The 20,854-nt window shown below is 53.9% G+C and carries 16 protein-coding genes and 1 riboswitch; of the genes, 9 read left to right on the plus strand and 7 right to left on the minus strand.

The features are described from left to right. Window positions 1-10: 10 nt before the first annotated feature. Together JOD24_RS01835 and hsdR are read right to left on the minus strand one after the other, a co-directional pair. The gene (locus JOD24_RS01835) at window positions 11-1,438 is read right to left on the minus strand and encodes a class I SAM-dependent DNA methyltransferase (RefSeq protein WP_429246212.1); all 1,428 of its coding nucleotides are present in this window, start codon (window positions 1,436-1,438) and stop codon (window positions 11-13) included. A gap of 21 nt (window positions 1,439-1,459) precedes the next feature. Further along, the gene (hsdR, locus tag JOD24_RS01840; protein ID WP_429246213.1) at window positions 1,460-4,702 is read right to left on the minus strand and encodes a type I restriction-modification system endonuclease; all 3,243 of its coding nucleotides are present in this window, start codon (window positions 4,700-4,702) and stop codon (window positions 1,460-1,462) included. Between the two features lie 713 nt (window positions 4,703-5,415). Here hsdR and JOD24_RS01845 point away from each other — a divergent pair. Further along, window positions 5,416-6,429 carry a M23 family metallopeptidase gene (locus tag JOD24_RS01845; protein WP_380164614.1) on the plus strand — a complete coding sequence of 338 codons (1,014 nt, stop codon included), beginning with the start codon at window positions 5,416-5,418 and terminating at the stop codon, window positions 6,427-6,429. Between the two features lie 419 nt (window positions 6,430-6,848). On the opposite strand, the gene JOD24_RS01850 is transcribed toward JOD24_RS01845, so the two are convergent. Beyond that, complete coding sequence (locus JOD24_RS01850) at window positions 6,849-7,373, minus strand: spore coat protein (protein WP_429246214.1); 525 nt, start codon at window positions 7,371-7,373, stop codon at window positions 6,849-6,851. A gap of 82 nt (window positions 7,374-7,455) precedes the next feature. Then, entirely contained in the window at window positions 7,456-7,683 is a 228-nt protein-coding gene (locus tag JOD24_RS01855) for a hypothetical protein (RefSeq protein WP_380164506.1), read from the minus strand. 1,201 nt (window positions 7,684-8,884) lie between these two features. On the opposite strand from JOD24_RS01855, the gene JOD24_RS01860 reads away from it, so the two are divergent. The 7 genes from JOD24_RS01860 (at window position 8,885) to JOD24_RS01890 (ending at window position 18,077) form a co-directional block, all read left to right on the plus strand. Continuing rightward, window positions 8,885-9,715, plus strand: coding sequence for an aldo/keto reductase (locus JOD24_RS01860; protein WP_429246215.1), 831 nt, complete (start codon window positions 8,885-8,887; stop codon window positions 9,713-9,715). Window positions 9,716-9,925: 210 nt separating this feature from the next. Continuing rightward, window positions 9,926-10,825: an SDR family oxidoreductase gene (locus tag JOD24_RS01865; protein WP_380133011.1), complete on the plus strand. Its 900-nt coding sequence runs from the start codon at window positions 9,926-9,928 to the stop codon at window positions 10,823-10,825. Window positions 10,826-10,926: 101 nt separating this feature from the next. Beyond that, entirely contained in the window at window positions 10,927-12,432 is a 1,506-nt protein-coding gene (locus JOD24_RS01870; RefSeq protein ID WP_429246216.1) for a helix-turn-helix transcriptional regulator, read from the plus strand. Window positions 12,433-12,575: 143 nt separating this feature from the next. Next, a complete protein-coding gene (gene hutU, locus JOD24_RS01875; protein ID WP_429246217.1) occupies window positions 12,576-14,243 on the plus strand; it encodes a urocanate hydratase in 1,668 nt (555 codons plus the stop codon). 144 nt (window positions 14,244-14,387) lie between these two features. Then, window positions 14,388-15,656 carry an imidazolonepropionase gene (gene hutI / locus JOD24_RS01880; protein ID WP_429246218.1) on the plus strand — a complete coding sequence of 423 codons (1,269 nt, stop codon included), beginning with the start codon at window positions 14,388-14,390 and terminating at the stop codon, window positions 15,654-15,656. Window positions 15,657-15,680: 24 nt separating this feature from the next. After that, on the plus strand, window positions 15,681-16,688 hold the full coding sequence (locus JOD24_RS01885; protein ID WP_429246219.1) for an agmatinase family protein: 1,008 nt from the start codon (window positions 15,681-15,683) through the stop codon (window positions 16,686-16,688). Window positions 16,689-16,745: 57 nt separating this feature from the next. Beyond that, complete coding sequence (locus tag JOD24_RS01890; RefSeq protein ID WP_429246220.1) at window positions 16,746-18,077, plus strand: YjiH family protein; 1,332 nt, start codon at window positions 16,746-16,748, stop codon at window positions 18,075-18,077. Window positions 18,078-18,142: 65 nt separating this feature from the next. On the opposite strand, the gene JOD24_RS01895 is transcribed toward JOD24_RS01890, so the two are convergent. The 3 genes from JOD24_RS01895 to JOD24_RS01905 all read right to left on the minus strand — a co-directional run bounded on the left by JOD24_RS01895 (window position 18,143) and on the right by JOD24_RS01905 (window position 19,389). Then, window positions 18,143-18,571, minus strand: coding sequence for a hypothetical protein (locus tag JOD24_RS01895; protein ID WP_429246221.1), 429 nt, complete (start codon window positions 18,569-18,571; stop codon window positions 18,143-18,145). 168 nt (window positions 18,572-18,739) lie between these two features. Continuing rightward, on the minus strand, window positions 18,740-19,054 hold the full coding sequence (locus JOD24_RS01900; RefSeq protein WP_380164520.1) for a DMT family transporter: 315 nt from the start codon (window positions 19,052-19,054) through the stop codon (window positions 18,740-18,742). Then, window positions 19,054-19,389 (minus strand): DMT family transporter, encoded by a 336-nt coding sequence (locus JOD24_RS01905; RefSeq protein WP_429246222.1) that lies wholly within the window; start codon window positions 19,387-19,389, stop codon window positions 19,054-19,056. Before JOD24_RS01905 ends, JOD24_RS01900 begins: the two co-directional genes overlap by 1 nt. A 48-nt stretch (window positions 19,390-19,437) precedes the next feature. Further along, window positions 19,438-19,540: riboswitch (guanidine-I (ykkC/yxkD leader) on the minus strand. Between the two features lie 157 nt (window positions 19,541-19,697). Here JOD24_RS01905 and pdxK point away from each other — a divergent pair. Beyond that, a complete protein-coding gene (gene pdxK / locus JOD24_RS01910) occupies window positions 19,698-20,492 on the plus strand; it encodes a pyridoxine/pyridoxal/pyridoxamine kinase (protein ID WP_429246223.1) in 795 nt (264 codons plus the stop codon). The last annotated feature ends 362 nt before the right edge of the window (window positions 20,493-20,854 follow it).

The raw sequence follows: 20,854 nt of genomic DNA on the forward strand, positions 1-20,854 counted from the left end.
TTTTTTCGGCTCACTTGCGTCCCTCCCTGGCGGCTTTCAGTTCGGAGACGACGTCGGTAAGGAGGGCGGTGGCGCGTTCCAGTTTGCCAATGGCCTCCTCGGCAGAGTCGATGGGATCAGGAAGATCCTCATAGGCGGAAAGGGAGGCATCGGCGATGAGGCCGAGGTCGAGGGTGTCTCCCTTGGCACGGATCTCCTCCCGGGTGAAGCAGGACCAGCGCTCATCCGGCACCTGACTCCGATCGGTGGCGGTGTAAGCCTGGATGAAACCGTCAAAGTGAGCTTCGGTAAGGGGGTTGCGCTTGCCGAAGCTGGCCATATTGGTCCGAAGATCATAGAACCAGACCTTTTCCGTGTTGCCCGTATCGTTGGTGCCCCTCTCAAAGAAGAGGACGTTGGTCTTCACACCCTGGGCGTAGAAAATTCCCGTGGGCAGACGCAGGATGGTGTGCAAGTTGCATTTGTCCATCAGGTCAGCGCGGATACTTTTGCCGTCTCCGTCTTGAAAGAGGACGTTGTCGGGCAGGACGACAGCGGCACGGGCTTTTCCGTCCGCTTTCAGGGCCCGGTAGATATGTTGCAGAAAGTTGAGCTGTTTGTTGGTAGAGGGATAGGTGAAATCATCCCGGGTGGGCCGCTCCCCGCCCCGCTTGGTACCAAAGGGAGGGTTGGTCAGGATGACGTCCATCTCCCCCATCTCTTTTCCCAGACTGGAGAGGGTGTCTCCGAGCTGGATCTTCCCTTCGATCCCATGCAGACGAGCGTTCATCAAGGCGAGGCGGTGGGTCTCCTGGACCAGTTCACAACCCGTGAAAGCCTCGTATTTCTGGAAGTCCCGCTGCTGTTGGGATTCCAGATCGAAGTATTGATCATACTTCTCCCTCAGATAATGATCCGCTGCGATCATAAATCCGAAAGTGCCGGCGGCGGGGTCGTTACACTTTTCTCCCGGTTGAGGGTCGATCAGCTTCACCATCACATTGATGAGTGGCCGGGGGGTGAAGTATTGCCCCGCCCCGGACTTCTTCTCACTGGCGTTCTTCTCCAACAATCCCTCGTACAGGTTGCCCAAGCCTTCCTCCCGGGCGCTGTACCAATCCAGCCCATCGATGGAACGGATAATCTTCTCTAGATTCTTGGGTTCATCGATGTTGGTGGAAGCGTTGCCGTAGATTTGCCGCACCAGGGGATCTCTCCCCTGGGCGCCTAGATCCGTGAGCAGACGACGATAATGCTGATGCAACTCCTCCCCATGAAGAGAGGTAAGGCGATCCCAACGGTATTCTTCAGGGATCGAGTCCTCCTCCTCCCGCTCCTTCATCATTTTGAGAAAAAGGATATAGGTGAGCTCTGTCACATACTGGTGATAGGTGATCCCGTCGTCCCGCAGGACATTACACAGGTTCCACAGCTTTTGTACGATTTCCTGGGTGTTCATCTCCGATGTTCTTCCTTTCTTTTAGGCAAAGAGATGTTGGTTGATCCGGTCGAGAATGGACTGGGCTTGTCCATGGAAAATTTTATCGATGCGGCGATAACCGCCCTGATCTTTGAAAGGATCTTCATTAAAAACCTGCTCCGCGTCGGTACCCAACACGCTCTCCTGCTTAAGGACCTTTTCAATCCGGTTCAACCAGTTTTTCTGAGGAGCCGTCCACTGTTGAGAACGGCGGAGCTTCTCCATGGCTCTCCGCACTCGTTCTTCATGGGAGACAAGGGGTTCCCTTAGCATACGTTGCCGGATGAAGCTGATAATGTCAGCGGCGATCTCTTCATTGGTCGCCTCAGCCCAGGCAGTTCGCAGTGTGGTTTCTCGATAGCCTGCCTTGGCCAGCTCCCGCTTCAGCTCCTTCAGGCTTTCCCGGGTCAAATCCGAGGGGCGTTGGCAGACCAGGCGCAGGGCAGGGAGCCGGTTTTCATTCTCCTGCAAAAACTGGCCAAAGGCTTCCAGGTAGTCTTGCGGCCGCTCGGCTTCCCCGTATCCCCGCTGATGGCTGAGTAATTCATCGGGATGATTGGAGATATATTTGCGCCGGGGTTGTGGTGTCCGCTGATCGAGGAAGGTGAGCAGGGGAGCTTCCTGCTCCAACTTCTCTGCCACTTCTTCCAGAGGAGTCTTGCGAATCCAATCTACCATCTCCTCCACAGTGCGCCCGCAGTGATTCTGAAATTCTTGTCGTTCTTGCTCCTGAAAGAAACGCTGTTTTCGGTTCAATTTCCCCAGCAGTGTATTACGATACCGTTTTTGCACGGATTTGTCATCCACTTCCCGCATCTCCGCCACCAGCTGAGTGAAGGAGACCTGGGGGTGGACGGTGGCCGGTTTCATGCGGGTGAAGGGTTCCAACGCCTCATAAAGGCGAACCGGGTCGAAGATCTCAAAGTACTCTTTGCCCACCCGCTCGCAAGGCCGGGTGGCTCGGCCCAGCATCTGTTCGTAGAGCACCCGGGACTTGATCCGGCGCAGAAAGACTAGAGTGCAGATCTCAGGGACATCGATCCCCGTCGTCAGCAGATCCACCGTCACCGCCACCTTGGGGTAGGCTTCGTTTTTGAAACGGCGGATCGCTTCCAGGGAATCATGGACGGAGCTGGTGATCTTCAGCACCGCCCGTTCCTCTTCTTCCTGCCACTCCCATAGCTTTTTCCTCAGGATCTCTGTCACCATGTCAGCGTGCTTGTCACTGGCGGCAAAGATGAGGGCTTTCTTGCCGTTTTCCAGGTCCAGGTGTTGGGCCACTTCATCCAGGACCGTCTCATTGAAGGAACGGGTGATGACCGCTTTGTTGAATTGATCCACCTCGATGCTGACTTCGTCTTCCAAGCGGTCGATCCGCTCCACCTTTTGCTGATCCTCATCATAGACTTCGACGGACTCCCCCACCTGCCAGCGGATGCCCTCCTGGGCCAAGCGGGTGGTCAACTGGTGTGGCGGGGTATGGTCGATCAGATAGCCGTCCACCACCGCTTCCCGGTAGGTGTAGTTGTAAATGGGGTCACCGAAGATCTCCCGCGTATGTAGGGCCGGGGTGGCGGTCAATCCGATCTTGATCGCATCGAAGTAATCCAGGACCCTTCGATACTGGCTGATATATTCCTTCTGATCCCGGAAAAGGAGCTCCACCTCTCCCATCTCCTTGTCTAGCTTGTAGCCCCGGTGGGCCTCGTCTACGATAATGCAGTCATAGAGGCCGACAGAGGGGATCCCAGTCTCCCCTCCATTCTTGAACAGGCGGCTCACCATTCCCTGCACCGTCTGGATATGGACTTTCGTTTCAGGCTGGGGGACCTTCTCCTTTAACCCTTGCAACTCGAAAATCTGGGCAAAGGTTCGATAGTTTTCCAGAGGCGATTCTTTAAATGCATCCTCCGCCTGCTGCCCGAGGGCGGTCCGGTCGACGAGGAACAGGATGCGGCGGCAAGCTTTGCTCTTGATGAGCCGATAGATCAACCCGATGGCGGTGCGGGTCTTCCCTGTCCCGGTAGCCATGGCCACCAACAGCTCCCGCTTCCCCTCTCGGATGCCTCGTTCCACTGCCTGAATCCCCTGTTCCTGATAGGGACGGAGACCCAGGTAGCTGAATTCCTCCTCCTCCAGTCGTTTCAGGGCCTGCTCCTCATCCTGGGACAGCTTCTCCTGCAGGTCCTCTGGAGAAAACCAGGCGGGCAAGGCACGGCCCCGGTTTTGCCGACTGCGTAGATCCTGATACCAGATCCCCGATTGTTCCTCCACCTGCTGAAAGTAGTCCCGTCCGTTGGTGGCAAAGACGAAGGGAACCCGGTAGTCCCCCCAGCGCTGAATCTCTTCTTCTCCCTCTGAGATTTCCACGTGGCGAGCATATTCTTTGGCCTGCTCCAGATCCGAGGGAATGCTTTTGCTGATCTTCTTCGCCTCCACCAAGCCCACCAGTCTCAATCCGACAAACAAAGCATAATCCGCCGGGCCACAAGCTGTCGGCCATTCAGCGATCGCCTGGTTCTTTCCTTTTTCCGGCCGAGCCCCCTTGGCATAGCGGAGACGGCGGGAATCGGCGACCCAACCGGCCAGGGTCAGCTGTTCGTCGATGATGCGGCGGGTCTCTTCCTCGGTCAGATCCAGCCGGTCAGCGGCGCGGCGGGCTTGTGCCCGGCGATTGAGCATCTCTCCGTGACTCAGAGTGTTCAAACGCATCCGTTCCAGTTCCGCCGCCAGCTTCTGTTCCAGTTCCTGTTCCCGCTGTGCTTGTTCTTTCCGGTATTTTTCTTCGATTTCCCGGCGAATCTCCTCCGGTTCCGGCCGTGGTTGAGGCTCCTGGTAAGGTTCCGGCTGGAAATCCCAATCACCATAGGTTTGCATAAACCAGACAGACAGCTTGTAAGCGATCTGAAGAAGGCTCTTCGCCTCCTGCGTCGTTCCGATCCCCTCGTGAACTGCATCGTTTCCCTTTTGGCGTAGAGAGTGGAACATGCCGATCACTTCCCGGGGCAGGTCGGCTTCCCGTCCTAGCACCCGCAACCGGTCATTCTGGTTATGGGGTTCCATGGTGACGGGCTTCTCCTCCGCATAGATGATTCTCGCCATTCTCTCCCCGAAAAGGCGGAGTTTAAAGAGTGTTGTATTGGGATCGGGGTGCAGATTGCGTTCTCCCGCCTCCCCTAGGTCCGCCAACAGAGGCCATCGTTCTGTTAAAAACGAAAAATTACTCCCCTCCAAAGCCTCCACTCCTTCTTTTTAAGAAAAAAATGATACTTCCAGTATAGCACGGCTTGGAAATATTTTTGGAGGAAGATGATAAATTACACGAACCCAGGGCTGTTGATTAACCCTAAAGTGGATGCCGGGAACGAAACGATCCTTTTCGTTCTTCCCATTGTCTCCATCGTAAAATATGGCTTGAGGGGACGGGGAGGGTGGGACGGCTAAGATCTCTTGCAAAAAACGCATAGCGAGACTCGGGAGCGGAAAGCGACCCTGGCGAGACTTGTGCCCTATGGGTGCAAAGACTCTTCACCGTCCCACCATCCCGACCTGATTTCCTGCCTAAAATATGGCTAAACAACACGCCTGACACGAACCAACTCCCATCCCGACCCACCCCATTACTCTCTTCCAGGTGCCTTGGTATGAATGGTCACTTTGGCCCACTGTATTTCCATTTTCAAGTTCACTTGAGAAACCAGAAATTCCAGGAAAATAAGACATCTACATCCAACGACGTATCTGAACGGATAAAATAGTTCCTTTTAAGTATTGTTAATAAAGGAAATATTATCTAATATTTATACAGAATTTCAGAAAAGAGGTGGTATTTAGAAATACGGGACTGTCCTGGTTTTATCTTCCCCTTCCCAACAGTAAAAGGAGTGAAAAACATGAAAAGAGTGTCCAAGGTATTCGTGGGTCTGGCATTGATTTTGGGGCTTTCCTTCGCAGGGATGACGGAGGGACTGGTCCCCCAAGCTTCTGCCGCCTGCACCTTTATCAAACCGGCTGATGGAACGTATACCTCTGGGTTCCGCCCACCTGGTCGACCCAACCACCACGGGGTCGACATCGCCAAGAGCGGAACGGTTCCCATCAAGGCAGCCGCTGCGGGAACTGTCTCCAAATCCTATTATTCCAGCTCCTATGGAGAGGTCGTATTCATCAAGCACAAAATCAACGGAGTGAACTACGAGACGGTGTATGCCCATATGCGTTCCGGCTCTCGCACGGTCAAGGTGGGAAACAAAGTGACCCAAGGACAGCGCCTCGGTTACATGGGGAGCACCGGTGATTCCACAGGCCAACACCTGCACTTTGAAATCCACAAGCCCGAATGGACAAGCTCCAAGAAACATGCCGTCAACCCGATGAATTATCTGAACTGTAAAAACCCCCCGAAAACAGGGGACACGGAGAACTTCAACATCGGGCACTACACTGTGAAAAAGCAGTTCACCGTTCCGGCGGGGTCCACCATCACGGTGAAACCGAGTTCGATCTCCCAAAATCCCCATAGCATCAAAGTCCGGCTCACCAACACCAAGACCGGAAACTATGTGGAAGAGACCGTTCCCAAACAAGACGGTAAGTTTACCAACATGAAGGCGGGAACCTTCAAGATCACTCTTTACCAAATGAAAAAAGGTGCCGTATCCGGCAAAGTGTCCGTTAAAACCTCCAAAGACTCTCACTCGGAAAACTTCAAGACATCGACAAGCTCCACCATGAAAAAGCAGTTCACCGTTGGAGCCGGAAAGTCGATTACGGTGAAACCCGGTTCCGTCTCGCAAAAATCCTACAGTATCAAGATCCGGCTGACCAATGTAAAAACCGGAAATTACACTGAAGAGACCGTTCCCAAACAGGACGGCAAGTTCACCAATATGAAGGGCGGAACCTATAAGGTGACTCTCTATCAAATGAACAGCGGACCCGTTTCCGGAAAAGTAACCGTTACAAAATAGACGGATTTACGGGAAAAGGTCGCCTCAGTCCCCATCAAACTAAAGGGATCGAGGCGACCTTTTTACAATATGACCATAGGGCCGGCCCTCACGCCATTCCATCCAACATAAGAAAAGGGATGAAATCAGAGCTGTTGATGAACCATAAAATAGATGATGGAAACGAAACGATCCTTTCGCTCTTCCATTGCCCCCCTATCACAAAACATCGCTTGAGGGGACAGGGAGGGTGGGACGGCGACGATCTCTTGCAAAGAGCGCAACGACGAATCAAAGCCCCACCATCCCGATCCAATTCCCCTCCCAAAATATGGTTAATCAACACGCCTGGGGTGAAACAGTTTTTCCATCCCTCCCCACCAATGCTTACAAATTTGTCTTTGGCATATCTGTCCGGCTACTGTTCAAAGCTCCAGCCGTCAGTATTTCATCGACAGAGCCTTCTTGGCCCGCATCAGGTCTCCTGCCAGCAATTGATGCAGGTCGTGGGCAGGGTACATCCCCCTTCGGTACATAAAGCTGAACACCAGATAGTGCATCTGAACGGCGGACACCATCTGCTTCAACAACACCTCATGAACGACGGGGGTGGTCGTCTCCGTCAAGGCGACGGCGTAGTTGCGGACTGCGGATTTGGCCCATCCCAGGATTTGTCCGGCGTAGTAGCCCGTCTCATCGCCCCGTTTCATGGAGATGTCGGGATCGGGATCCGAATTCCGTTGCTGAGCCACCTGGGGGGCGGCGGGATAAAAAGCCATCAGCTCTTTCAGATTGGCGGTCAATCCCTGGATAAAAACCATGTAAATCTTCTTCAGTTCCTCATCCATCACCTTGGGGTAAGTTTTTTTCAGTCTCATCAAGCCACCGGACTGAAACGCCACCAATTCATGCAGTTCCAACGTTTCATGCCAGGCCAGCCGTGGTTTGGGGTGAAAATCCTCCATCACTTTTCCTCCTTTGTCAATACTGTCCACTTCAGCCTATGGGTAAAGAACCCAAACGGTTCCAAAAAAAAACGCCCAGGAGTCATGTTCCTGGGCGAACTCTTCTCTTCCTATTTTTTTTTACCTTCCGGCTAAAGTCGATAAATTGAGCAAAAAAGAGTGCGAGAATGGTCCATAATAACAATTCCGGAAGATCTCTCTCCTGGAGAATGATCCACAGCGAAACGATGGCCAGGATCGCCATTCGTACCCCCACTAGGCAGAGAATCACCTGGTGGGGAAGGCTCCCGGATCGCCACAGCTTCTCCATCTTTTTCCCCCCAATTGGAAACAGAGGCCAACGCCTCATCCCCTATTCTTCCTCTCTTTCGACAAAAGCGCAATACGTCTTACATCGTTATATTATGACGACCTCGGAACTAGAGATCGGACCCGAGCCATACAACGAAGGACGGAGGCTCCGCTGTCCAGTGCGGAGAAGCCATCACTCCTAGTGCCCCCTCAGAGAACATTGTGTGGAAAATCACAGAAAGGTAAGGAGGGTGGGGAGGCGAAGAGCCTTTGCGCTCTTTGCAAGAGATCGGAGCCGCCCCACCCTCCTGCCTCCGCCTTGCTGAAAAACAAGATCAAAATTGCCTGAAGGGGCACTAGCACTCCAAAGAAAGTTCATAGGCCCCTTTCACTTCCCCAAATAATCAATCGCCTCCGATGATGTTTTGATCACCGGAGACGATTCTGATTCATGGGACTTTAGAGATCGTTGCAGTCTTTTGTTGCAAAGAATCGACTTTAACTCTTGTTATTAGACTCCTTCTGTTCTGCCTTTTGGATGTTTTTTATCTGAGTAACCCATAACAGACTGATAAACATATAGCAAATCCCAACAATCGCCAAATTGGTACCGATATTTTCCCATAAAGGCTTGGATAAAACAAAATGTTCCCAAAGGGAATACATCGAAAAAAACAGGTAAGGCATAACTATATGAGTCATCGTAAATAGGGTTTTATTGAGATTCATAGTTTAGTCCTTCCTCTTCTTTTTGTCAGCTACATTTGCCACCATAATAAATTAAAGTTGCCGTGTGTCCTACTACAGCATTTGAACCTACACCTCACCTGACCAACCATTTAGCTGCTTCCTGTAAGCTTTTTTCTTAAGAGAGAGATCCCCATAAGTGTCCCTCCTTCTCCTTTCGGGTATAGTAAAAGATACAGGCATGTTGATTAACCATATTTTAGGCAAAAAATAAGGTCGGGAGTGTGGGACGGTGAAGAGCCTTTGCACCCATAGGGCACAAGTCTCGCCAGGGTCGCTTTCCGCTCCCGGGTCTCGCTATGCGCTCTTTGCAAGAGATCGGAGCCGTCCCACCCTCCCCGTCCCCTCAAGCGATGTTTTGTGATAGGGGGCAATGGAAGAGCGAAAGGATCGTTTCGTTTCCATCATCTATTTTATGGTTCATCAACCGCCCTGTAATAGATAGACTTTTCAAAAGAAATGGAGGGAGTTGTATGCCAAAAAGCTTGTCTGAGCGGGTTCGATTGAACAACGGAGTAGAGATGCCCTGGCTGGGACTGGGAGTGTACAAAGCGGAAGAAGGGGAGGAGGTGGTCCGCTCGGTCCAGACCGCCTTAGATCATGGATACCGCCTGATCGATACCGCTGCACTTTATCACAATGAAGAAGGGGTGGGCCAGGCGATCCGGGAATCCGGGGTGCCCCGGGAAGAGATTTTTGTCACCACCAAGGTGTGGAATGATCAACAAGGGTATGAATCCACCCTCCGAGCCTTTGAAGAAAGCCGTCGCAAGCTGGGGCTGGACTATATTGATCTCTACCTGATCCACTGGCCAGTGAAGGGAAAGTATCTGGAGACATGGAAAGCGCTGGAGCACCTGGTCCATGACGGTCGGGCCCGGGCGATCGGGGTGTGCAACTTCCAGGTGCATCATCTGAAGGATTTGATGGGTAACTGTGAACTCACCCCGGCGGTCAATCAAGTCGAGTTTCACCCCCGTCTCACCCAGAAAGAGCTGTTGGCCTTCTGCAACCAGAACCACATCCGGATGGAGGCCTGGGCTCCCCTGATGCGCGGAAAGGTCCTCGATCATGAGACGATTCTCTCCATTGCGGAAAATCACGGGAAAAGCCCGGCTCAGGTGGTCCTTCGTTGGGATCTGCAAAACGGGGTGGTCACCATTCCCAAATCAGTCCGGAAAGAGCGGATCTTAAGCAACGCCGATGTATTTGATTTTGAACTGACCCCGGAAGAGATGGAGCAAATCGACGCCCTTAATCAAGACGAGCGAATCGGCCCCGATCCAGACAATTTTGACCTTTGATTCCACTTTCCCCTTTCCAATATGGAAAGGGTTTTTTCACCTCTGGGCGACTGCGGAATACACTGGAGTCAGAACCCATTCGGGTGTGCCTGGTAACTCCATATTTAGGACTGGGACGATCGGGACCGATCTGACCGATCCAACTGGAGGACCACGCCTTTTTTGCAATGCTTGGATGACTAGACCTGTCCTAAAGCGAGGTGTTCTGATTTGTATCCAGTGTATCCATATTTGGGGTACGAAAAAAAGGTCTCTCGTCAGCCCCTCTCCTTTCCTCCCCAGCACCAACCCTGGCAACCGGGCTTGGAATATCTGATGTCACCTCCTCCCATCTGTGAAAACCCTCATTACCGGGGAAGCGGGAAGTTGTTGGACCGGGTAGCGGTGGTTACCGGGGGAGACAGCGGAATCGGACGTGCGACGGCCATCGCCTTTGCCAAAGAGGGGGCCCATGTGGTCATCCCCTATCTCTATGAGGAAAAGGATGCAGAAGCTACACGGATGCGAGTGGAGGAGCTGGGCCGGCGGTGCCTCCCAATCCCATGCGATTTGAAGGAAAAAACAGCGGCAACGGAAGTGATCCATCAAACCCTGTCCACCTTTGGAAAATTAAACATTTTGGTCAATAACCATGCCGTTCAATTTCGCCGGAAGAGTATCTTGGAGATCAGCCCAGAACAGTTGGAGCTAACCTTTCGAACCAATATCTTCTCCTTCTTTTATCTGACCCAAGCCGCCCTTCCCCACCTTCCACGGGGGAGTTCCATCATCAACACCACTTCTGTAACCGCCTATGAAGGCGAACCGAAACTCATCGATTATTCCTCTACCAAAGGAGCGATCGTCTCCTTTACTCGCTCCCTCTCTCAGTCCCTTATCCATCAGGGGATCCGAGTGAATGCGGTGGCCCCAGGCCCGATCTGGACGCCCTTGATCCCCTCCTCCTTCTCTGCAGAAGAGGTGGCTCGCTTTGGCACCGACACCCCGATGAAGCGGGCAGGTCAACCCTTTGAACTGGCCCCTACCTATGTGTATCTGGCATCCGATGATTCGGGGTATGTTTCCGGTCAGGTGCTTCATGTGAATGGCGGCGTGATCACCGAGACCTGATCCCCGATACCAACCGACTCCCTTTCCCATCCAGGGCACTCCCAGTAGCGGAGGCCCTTTTTCGGTATAATGAAAAGGAAGAGCAAGGGGAGGGATGGCAATTGAAATTATTGATCGCAGACCGTGATGAAAAGGAGCGAACCGGCCTGGAGTGGCTCGTGGGGGCTTGGCCGCTCCCCTTTCAGAGCGTGGTGACAGCTGAGGATTTTGACACCTTGTGGGAAAGGATGACCCAGGAGGTGCCATCAGTCTGCTGCATCGAACTAGATATGATTCCCCGGGAACGATGGGAAGAATTCCGGCGCCTGCTCCCCGCCTACACCCAAACGGTGATCGGAATGACGGCGGAAGCTACCTTTGCCCGAGCCGTCCAAGCCATCGAACTGCACGCTATCGATTTATGGGTGAAGCCCGTCTCTCCTGATCGGATCAAACGCTCTCTCAACCAGGCTTGGCGGAGATGGACGGAAGGGGAGGCAGGCATAACTCCAGTTCCTCTTTCCGTCCCCGTCCCCCCTCCTTCCTACCGCTCCCTTTTCCTTGAAGAGGGAGGAGCCGGGGAGGAGGATCTGTTGCTCCTGCAACCGGAAAGCTCCGGGACTGTTGCGGCTCTGTACCGGTTCCTGGAGATGTATCCCTTCCATGACCGGCCCCACCTCTTTCCCGTGAGTGATGCGGTGGCGGCGGTGTTCCCTCCTACTTCCTCGGTAGGAGTGGAGGCTTTGCAACGGGAAGGATACCGCTTGATCGGGGAATGGTCGGATCATTCTCCAGAATCCCTGTTTGCAGTGATCCCCAACCCGCAGGAACCCTCCTCCCTGCGACAACAGTATCAGATGGCGAGATGGGCCCTCCAACTTCGATTTTACCAAGGGGACCGACAGGTGTTGATCTTGGATGAACCTGTGGAGTGGAAAGCGATCGATCCCTTTCTCAGCCCCCAGGAGCAACGTCTCTGGGTGGACATGCTAGATCGAGCCGATCAGGATGGGATCAAGTCTTGGATGCAACAAGAGTTTTTCGGTCTGATCCCCCCTTACCCCGATCCGGGACTGTTGCGAATCCGGTTGACCAGTCTGTTAGCCCAGCTGCGCCGGTTTATGATCAGTCGATCCCTGCTGAACCACCCTTCCTTGGAAGAGGACTACCATCGGATCTTTTCCACCGTTCTCTACAGTCCCCTCCTGTATCGGATTGTGCAGGAACTGCTGTTGTTTATCTATGCGCTCCTGGAACAGGCCGCAGCACAGCGGCAACAGGGGAAGACAGATCCGATCGAACAAGGCATACGCTGGATGGAGACCCAATTTCACCGTCCCGATCTCCGCTTGGCGGAGGTAGCTCACCATGTCGGGCGCAACCCTTCGTATTTCAGCCACCTCCTCTCCCAGAAAAAACAGATCGGATTTCGTCAGCTCCTACAAAGAATCCGGGTGCAACACGCCCGCCACTTGCTGGAAACCACCACGCACCCGATCGGGGAGATCGCTCTTCAATGCGGTTTCCGTCAGGGTAACACCTTTAGCCGCATCTTCAAACAAATGACAGGCTATTCCCCTCGGACCTATCGGGACCTAAAGAAAAATGAAAAAACCAAAGAAAAGTAGCATCCGGTTTGAAAGCGTTTCCTCCATTGGATTCACATCTAAAGAATCGCCTCTTTTTCAAATGAAGGAATTCTGCAAATTCCACCGCCTTTTTCTCTATACTCAAGGAAGAAGCTGAATATGGGAAAGGAAGGTGGACCGGAATGGTTCAATCGCAGACAGGCCCGCGAACCCTGCGTGCCCCCAGGGGAAAGGAATTGCATACCAAAGGCTGGATCCAAGAAGCGGCCTTGCGGATGTTGATGAATAATCTCGATCCGGAAGTAGCCGAACGGCCAGAAGATCTGGTCGTCTATGGAGGCATCGGCAAGGCGGCGCGAAACTGGGACGCTTTAGATGCCATGGTACGTACACTGACGGAGTTGGAAGAAGACGAGACGATGCTGGTACAATCGGGCAAACCAGTAGCGGTGTTCAAGACGCACACCGACGCCCCTCGGGTCCTGATCGCCAATTCCAATCTAGTCCCCGCCTGGGCCAATTGGGATCACTTTCATGAGCTGGACCGGAAAGGCTTGATGATGTATGGCCAGATGACAGCAGGTAGCTGGATCTACATCGGCAGTCAGGGGATCGTCCAGGGGACATATGAAACCTTTGCCGAGTGTGCTCGCCGCCACTTTGGCGGTTCCCTGAAAGGAACCCTTACGGTTACCGCCGGTCTCGGAGGAATGGGTGGGGCTCAACCTCTGGCAGTCACCCTCAACGGCGGAGTAGTGATCGCCGTGGAGGTGGATCGCACCCGGATTCAGCGGCGGCTGGATACGCGCTACCTGGATCGGATGGTGGACAACCTGGAAGAAGCGTTGACCCTGGCCCAGGAAGCCAAGGAAAAAGGGGAGCCTCTCTCCATCGGCCTGCTGGGCAATGCGGCGGAGATTCTCCCCGACATGATCCAGCGAGGATCGATCCCAGACATCGTCACCGACCAAACCTCCGCCCATGATCCCCTCAACGGCTATCTCCCCCGAGGAATGACACTGGAAGCGGCGGCTACCTTACGCAAGGAAAATCCGGAGAAGCTGGTGGCTTTGGCCAAGGAGAGCATGGCGGTCCATGTGCGAGGGATGTTAGAGATGCAACAGCGTGGAGCCATCGCCTTTGACTATGGCAACAACATCCGACAGGTGGCCCAGGATGAGGGCGTGGAGAACGCCTTTGATTTCCCCGGCTTCGTCCCAGCCTACATTCGTCCTCAATTCTGCGAAGGGAAAGGCCCCTTCCGCTGGGTAGCCCTCTCGGGAGACCCGGAGGATATCTACAAGACCGACGAGGTGATCCTGCGGGAGTTCAGTGACAACGAGCCTCTCTGCAACTGGATCCGGATGGCCCAGGAGAAAATCGCATTCCAAGGACTGCCGTCACGGATCTGCTGGCTCGGCTATGGAGAACGGGCTCGCTTCGGAAAAATGATCAATGACCTGGTGGCCTCCGGGGAATTGAAAGCCCCCATCGTGATCGGCCGGGATCATCTAGACTCCGGCTCCGTCGCTTCCCCCAACCGGGAGACGGAGGGGATGAAGGACGGCAGCGACGCCGTCGCCGACTGGCCCATCCTGAACGCCCTGATCAATGCCATCGGTGGAGCCAGCTGGGTATCCGTTCATCACGGGGGTGGTGTAGGCATGGGGTACTCTCTTCATGCTGGGATGGTGATTGTCGCCGACGGAACCCCTGCCGCCGAAAAACGGCTGGAGCGGGTCCTCACCACCGACCCAGGCATGGGTGTTGTCCGCCATGTAGATGCAGGCTATGAAACCGCCGTGAAGACCGCCCGCACCAAAGGGGTCCGCATCCCGATGCTCGATTAGAACACGTCTGATCTAGGGATCGCTCCAGACGCACCCTGGAAGCGTGGTGCAGGGAGAGTGGGACTTCACATGGAATGGCTCAGCTCGCAAGAACAACGAAAGTAATCACCACGCTTCTAGAAAACAAAAACCAGGAGGAAGATCATGAGCGATAAACCTCTTCTCATTCAAAACGCCGCCCAACTAGTCACTTTGAAAGAAAGCTCCTCTGCCCCCCTGCGCGGGAAGACGATGGAGGCGCTTCAAATCATTGAGAACGGCAGTGTCTGGGTGGAGGAGGGAATCATCCAATTCGTCGGTACAGACACCCAGGTCCGGGAACAGGTCGGCTCCCGCCTGGAAACAGCGGAGGTGGTGGATGCCACCGGCCGCCTGGTCACTCCAGGACTGGTGGATCCCCACACCCATCTTGTCTTCGCTGGCAGCCGGGAAAATGAATTTGAGATGCGCCTCCAAGGGGCTACCTACATGGACATCATGGAAGCCGGCGGCGGCATCCATGCTACCACATCTGCCACCCGCGAGGCGGATGAAGAACAGCTGTACCAGGAGAGCCAACGGCGCTTGGATTCATTCCTGCGTCACGGGGTCACCACCCTAGAGGCCAAGAGCGGCTACGGTCTCTCCCTGGAACACGAGCTGAAGCAACTGGAAGTAGCTCAAAAACTAAACCAAGACCACCCGGTGGATGTGGTCTCCACTTTTATGGGCGCCCATGCCGTCCCCAGCGCTTACAAGGATCGCCCTGATGACTTTGTGGAGCTGGTAATCCAGGAGATGATCCCTGAGGTGGCCCGGCGCAAGCTGGCGGAGTTTAACGATGTTTTCTGCGAACGGGGCGTATTTACCCCGGACCAGTCCCGTCGCATTCTGGAGGCAGGCAAGGAGTATGGACTCGCCCCCAAGATTCACGCCGATGAGATCGAACCCTATGGCGGAGCCGAATTGGCCGCACAGGTGGGGGCTGTCTCCGCCGATCATCTGCTGAAAGCCTCCGATGCAGGTATCCAGGCGATGGCGGAGGCCGGTGTGGTGGCCGTCTTACTTCCGGGAACCGCCTTTTTCCTGATGGCGGAGATGGCCGAGGGACGGAAGATGGTAGATGCCGGTGTCCCTGTTGCTCTATCCACGGATTGCAATCCCGGTTCCTCTCCGACGATCTCCCTGCCCTTGATCATGAACCTGGGCTGCCTCCAAATGGGCATGACCCCCGCCGAGGTGCTGACCGCCACCACCATCAATGCGGCTCACGCCATCCGGCGGGGACACGAGATCGGAAGTCTGGAACCGGGAAAGAAAGCAGATCTGGTTCTCTTCGATGTGCCCAACTACATGGGCCTTCAGTACCACTACGGTTCCAACCATACCCAGACGGTGATCAAGGACGGAAAAGTAGTTTATAAAAGGGACTAAACCCAGGAAAGGAGGACACCGCTGATGGAAACCCGTTATCCCTATCCCCTGCTGAACCCCCCCACCTTCCGCTGGCGTCGGCCAGACCCGCTTCCGGCGGATCCCAAAGTGCATGAGTGGATCCAATGTCTGGATGAAGAGAAGGCCTCATCCTTTGACTGGTCCGAGGTGGATGTCACCCTCCTTGGCGTCCCCCTCTCCCGTTCTTCCCTCAGCGCTTCCGGAGCCAGCGAAACCCCCGATGCCTTGCGCCGGGCTTGGAAAGGCTTTACTACCTACAACTTGGATGAGGAGGTGGACCTTACCTCCCTGCGTGTGGTCGACCTCGGGGATGTGAAACAACATGTCACCGACATCCCCGCCTGCCATCGGAACATTACGGAAGCGATGGTCGCCATGCGCACCCATCATCCCCATGCTCTGCCACTGGTGATGGGAGGCGACCACTCGATCACCGCCATGTTGGTCAAAGGGTGGAAGCAGGCTCACCCTGAGGAACGGATCGGCATCCTGCAATTGGATACCCACTTTGATCTGCGTAGCCTGGAGGACTTCGGCCCCACCAATGGAACACCGATCCGCAACCTGACCGAAAGTGGAACCCTTCGCGGAGAGGACGTATACAACATCGGCCTCCACGGCTTTTTCAATGCCCGCTCCCTCAAAGAGTACGCCGATCAGGTGGGGGTTCACTACGTCACCCTGAAGCAAGCGCGGAAACGCGGGGTGAATGTGGTGGTCCGCGAGGCTCTCGCGCACTTGGAACAGCAGGTGGACACCATCTATCTCACCGTGGATATGGACGTGCTGGATATTGGAGTCGGCCCGGGAGCCCCTGCCGCCACTCCCGGCGGAATGCGAACCGATGAACTGTTTGAGGCGGTCCGCATCGCAGGGACTCACCCCCAAGTGAAAGCGATGGACCTGGTCTGCCTGGACCCTCTGCGGGACGTGCGAGAGGCCACGGTGAAGGCCGGCGTCCATGTGATGCTCTCCTTCCTGACGGGACGGATCCAGAGAACCACAGCTTAAGGGGAGGGAAGTCTCCCCCTCCCTTTTTTCAAACGACATCAAGAGGAGGAACCCATCATGGGCAAACCGGAAAGTCAACCCCATTACCAGACGACAACTTCTTTTCCAGTCAAAAATATCGCAAAATTAATCCTATTCAGCGCGATCGGGATCTTTATGTTCTTTGTTCCCATGACCGTCGGGGACACCTCCAGCATCCCCTTGGATCATGTGGTGACCTGGCTACAGAAATCCCTCGGTCCCCTTGTTCCCTGGTATGCCTTGGTGATCATCCTGCTGGGCGCCCTGTATCCCTTTATCACAGGGAACTGGAAAAAGAGTCGGGTCGACCTCATCTTCTCCCTGTTCAAGATCCTGGGATTGGTAACCGCCATCCTCCTCCTCACCCAAACCGGCCCTGCCTGGTTGTTTGCTCCGGACATCGGCCCCTTTCTGTTTGAACAGTTGGTCATCCCTGTAGGGATTCTCGTTCCTGTCGGTTCAATCTTCCTGGCCTTGCTGGTGGGATACGGCTTGCTGGAATTCGTCGGGGTGCTGGTCCGACCGATCATGCGCCGAGTCTGGAAAACTCCGGGACGTTCGGCCATTGATGCCGTGGCTTCCTTTGTCGGTAGTTACTCCCTGGGGCTTCTGATTACGAACCGCCTGTATAAGGATGGATACTACACCGCCAAGGAAGCCACTATCATCGCCACCGGTTTTTCCACCGTCTCCGCCACCTTTATGATCGTGGTCGCTAAAACCCTGGGCTTGATGCAATATTGGAACCTCTATTTCTGGCTGACCCTGATTGTCACCTTCCTGGTGACCGCCCTGACGGTTCACCTACCCCCGATCCGAACCAAAAGCGAAGCCTATTTCGATGGCCAGGGGATCCCCGAACCGGAAGTGAGTCAACAGCTGTTTCGGACCGCCTGGAGCGAGGCCCTCACCGCTGCTCACAGGGCGCCTTCCCTTGGACGCAACATCTGGAGCAACCTGAAGGATGGCTTGGTGATGACGATGGCCATCCTGCCCTCGATTCTCTCCGTCGGTCTCATCGGGTTGTTGCTGGCCAAGTTCACCCCACTCTTTGACTGGCTTGGCTACCTGTTCCTTCCCTTTACCTGGTTGGTTCAACTACCGGAACCCTTGCTGGCTGCCAAGGCTGCCGCTGTGGAGATCGCTGAGATGTTCCTGCCCGCCTTGGTGGCGGCTGAAGCCCCCCTGGTCACCAAGTTCGTCATCGCCATCGTCTCGGTCTCTTCCATTCTCTTCTTCTCCGCCTCCATCCCCTGCATCCTGTCCACGGAGATCCCTATCTCTATCGGAGAGTTGGTCCTGATCTGGGTGGAGCGGACCATCCTGACCCTGCTCATCGCCACGCCGCTGGTCTATCTGTTATTGTGAAACTCCATTTTCGAAACCATCCGCCTTCCTTCGACACGGGGAAAGGCGGTCCTTAATGCCCCCCTTCAGAGGGGCATGGAAAAGGTCCAAAGAAGCAACATGATGAAAAAAAGAGCTGTTGCACTGCCGGGAAAGTTCTTTCCTTTGAGCCAACGATCCAATATGAAAAAAACCGTTGCCACAATGCATGAAACCATGAAGAGACTGGCAAATAATGCACATGCCAAAATGTGCAGTCCGTAACTGATCCAGGAAGAATACCAACCATCCATCCTCTCACTGAGTCGGTCAGCGATCATCGACACGGACACTCCAAAGAGAAAGGTTCCTAAAAAGATAAACGGGGTGTAGATTCGAAATCCACCCAATATATAGACAAATTTGTATCGATCCGGGTCTTCAAATCCTGAAGCATTGAGTGGAAAGACGACAGCCATCAGAAAAGAACTTAGTGTCGCCGCAAAGACAGCAGTTTGTAGTTTACGGTCCAGCATCAGAATCCCGCCTGTTTAATGCCTGCGCTAGCCGATACAAAAAGCGCAAAATGATCATTTCATCCCTTCACCCTTCTCTGTTGTAAATTTCAAATCTGATGTTAAGTTGGACTCTGACGATCCAAAAATGAAACCCAACCCTCCCTAGTAACTTTTTCGCTACATTTCTTAGGAAACCATTTTCAGCCCCACAGCTGCTCCCAGTACGAGGGTGATGAAGAAAATACGGGAAAAATGTTTGGGCTCACCATAAAACAGCATGCCTGCGATCGCTCCCCCTGCCGCACCGATTCCGGTCCAGACAGCATAGGCCGTTCCCATAGGTAAATCCTGCAAAGCAAGAGCGAGAAAGAAAAAGCTTCCACCAAATCCCCCCAACAACCCTAACCATGCTTTCACATCTCCGTCTCGGTGCAAACGATGGATCATCGTTACCCCGACCATCTCCATCCCACCTGCCAGTACGAGAAAAAGCCAAGCCATCAGGATCCCTCCTCCCCGGTTTCTTCAGTCACCCATTTCAAGCCCATCACTCCCACCAACAACACCAGAATCAGACAGAGTTTCATCCACTTCAGGGGTTCTCCGAAGAAGACCACCTCTGAAAACACCGTCCCGGCGGTCCCCAAACCCACAAACACTGCATATACAGTGCCGACAGGCAGAGTGCGCCCAGCCATGATCATCAGATAAAAACTGATCCCAATCGCTACAATGGTTCCGCTCCAACTCCATACACTCTCTGCATGTTTCAGACCGATCACCCACATTACTTCAAAAAAAGCTGCAATCCACACTTTTGCCCAATTCCAGTTCATCCTTCCCCCTCCTTTTCACAGAAAGCCCGGGAAGATATCATCAGGATATCCTCCCGGGCTTTTATCCCTCCGTGTGCACCACTGACACCTCAGTCGTGTGTTTTCTCTCGGACCAGTCCAGCTGTGCTGCGGAACCCTAGAAAACTTTTGCATATCCAGTTGTCTTCCTTTATTTTATCACGGATGTCCATCCGGTTTGGCTTCAGGTCTATTTTCCCATTCCAAACCACCTCTGACAAACCAGACAAATTGGATTAAAATAAGAATCGAAACCAAAGCAGAATCCCGACCCTTGAGGAGGAATCCAGATGAAAAAAGCATTGACCATCGCCGGTTCAGATACGAGTGGGGGTGCTGGGATCCAGGCAGATTTAAAAACCTTTCATTCCCTGGACGTCTACGGAATGTCCGCTCTCAATACCATCGTCACGATGGATCCAGATGGATGGGCCCATGGAGTCCATCCGATTCCAACGGAAACTGTGAAGGCCCAGTTGGAGACGGTTCTCTCCACAGGCATCGATGCCATGAAGACCGGGATGTTGAGCACGGTGGAAGTGATTGAGCTGGCCGCCGATGCCATCGATCAACATGGAGTCAACCGGACGGTGATCGATCCGGTCATGGTGTGTAAAGGGGAAAACGATGTCCTAAATCCGGAGAACAAAGAAGCCCTCCGGGACCTGCTTGTCCCCAAGGCGACCGTAGTTACACCCAACCTGTTTGAAGCGGCTCAGCTGGCAGGAACCGAGCCCATCACCACTTTGGAGGAGATGAAGGAGGCAGCCCAGGCCATTTACAACCTCGGCCCTTCTTACGTTCTGATCAAGGGTGGCTCCGGCCTCCAGCATGATCAAGCCGTCGATTTGTTATACGATGGCAAGAAGTTCACCCTGTATGAAGCGGAAAAGATGGAAACCCACTGGACCCACGGTGCCGGCTGCACCTATTCCGCCGCCGTTGCCGCCGGTCTCGCCCACGGCAAAGGTGTGGAGGATTCCGTCCGCCTCGCCAAGGATTTCATCACCAAAGCGATCCGCCATGGTTTCCCCCTGAATCAATACGTGGGGCCGGTTCGGCAGATGAAGACTTCCGTAGAGTGAGAAATGCGGATCCAACAAACCCTAAGGATGAAACGGACAGTGAATTTTTCTTCACTGTCCGTTTGCTTTCGACTGAAGCATCAATAGTGGAGAGTCAGGCGTGTTGATTAGCCATATTTTAGGCAGGAAATAAGGTCGGGATGGTGGGGACGGCGGAGAGCCTTTGCGCTCTTTGCAAGAGATCGTAGCCGTCCCACCATCCCGTCCCCTCAAGCAATATTTCACGATGGGGCGATGGGAAGAGCGAAAAGTCGATTTAGTTTTCTTCACCCATTTACTGATTAATCAACAGCCCTGGTGGAGAATCATTGTTTACATATGTTAAACTGATCCAAGTTAGGAATTATTAGAAGACTATAAAC

This window comes from Kroppenstedtia sanguinis (genome assembly GCF_050433445.1).
In the GTDB taxonomy this organism is placed as follows: Bacteria; Bacillota; Bacilli; order Thermoactinomycetales; family DSM-45169; genus Kroppenstedtia; species Kroppenstedtia sanguinis.